Below are 1,227 nucleotides of genomic sequence, written 5' to 3'. Positions count from 1 at the left end.
ATGCCGATCGGCCAGGGGTAGGAGTTGGCGAGCCAGACCGCACCCATGATGGCGCCGCAGGTGACGACTCCAAGCAGCGCCTCGGCCCAGATCGGACGTAGCGGAAACCGGAAACGCTTGCGCTGCACCCGCCCGTTGAACAGCCCAAACACCACGGCGAGGCAGGCGACGATCCCAACGATCCAGCTCCAGGTCGCGCCGATCGATCCCGCCGGCCCACCGCCCATCAGCTGAAAAGTGGCGTTAAGCGGCGCCACGGTCTGGCCTGAAGTGACCCACCAGGCGGCACCGCGCCAGACCAGCAGGCCGCCCAGCGTCACGATAAAGGCGGGCACTTCGAGATAGGCGATGACGAAGCCTTGAAAAGCGCCGATCAACAGGCCGAGCGCCAGGCCGATGACCAGTGCCAGGACCCAGATCCACGGGTTGCCGAGTTCGAGCCCGACAAAGCGCACCAGGAAATGCACCTGGGCAAATCCCATCACCATGCCGATCAGGCCCTCGGCGGAACCGACCGACAGGTCGATGTTGCGCATGACGATGACCAGCACCATGCCGCAGGCCATGATGGCAACCGCGGACGTCTGCACCGACAGGTTCCACAGATTGCGCGGCGTGAGAAAGGTGCGGCTGTCGAAATCGAGCGGATTGACGCCAAGGCGCAGGCTGGAAATGACATGCAGCCCAATCCAGATGACCAGCAGCGCGCCGATCATGCCGAGCATGCGGGTGTCGATCTCGGTCGCCTTCAGGAACCGGGCGACGGCGCCGAGTTCCGACGCGCGCGCCGTATCGGTCTGCGGGTTTGACGTCGTATCGGTCATGGTTTCCTCCCACCGGCTGGCCGTCTGACGCGCATGCCGGAGCCCAGCCTAGAAGCTATCCGCATGATGCGGAAACAGAATTCTTTGAGAAAACGCCGCGGCTTTTGGGCCGCGGCGTTCAGATATTTCAAAGTGGTACGGATCAGTTGCAGGCCGCCACGGTGCCGGCGGCGACACCCGCGCAGACTTCGTCCTTCTTGATCCAGCCGGCGTCGATGACGACGTTGAGATTGTCCTTGGTGATGGCAACCGGGGTCAGGAACAGCGACTTGACGGTGTTGCCGCCCGGCGTCGTGAAGTCCTTGGCGCCGGCGATGTCGCTCGTCTTCTTGCCGTCGGCCAGTTGCGAGGCGATCTCGGCGGCATTCTTGCCGAGCTCCCGCGCGTCCTTCCACACCGACAC

At 64.1% G+C, this 1,227-nt stretch carries 2 pseudogenes; both read right to left on the bottom strand.

The annotated features are described in order from the left end of the window. Window positions 1-824, bottom strand: a pseudogene (locus tag EN749_RS36005) (sugar ABC transporter permease); the annotation flags it as partial. Window positions 825-966: 142 nt separating this feature from the next. After that, window positions 967-1,227, bottom strand: a pseudogene (locus EN749_RS36000) (D-xylose ABC transporter substrate-binding protein); the annotation flags it as partial.

It is taken from the genome of Mesorhizobium sp. M7A.F.Ca.ET.027.02.1.1, assembly GCF_004022985.1.
Taxonomy (GTDB): domain Bacteria; phylum Pseudomonadota; class Alphaproteobacteria; order Rhizobiales; family Rhizobiaceae; genus Mesorhizobium.
The sequence above is the reverse complement of the archived record's forward strand: the minus strand, read 5'-3'. Positions and strand labels throughout refer to the sequence as shown.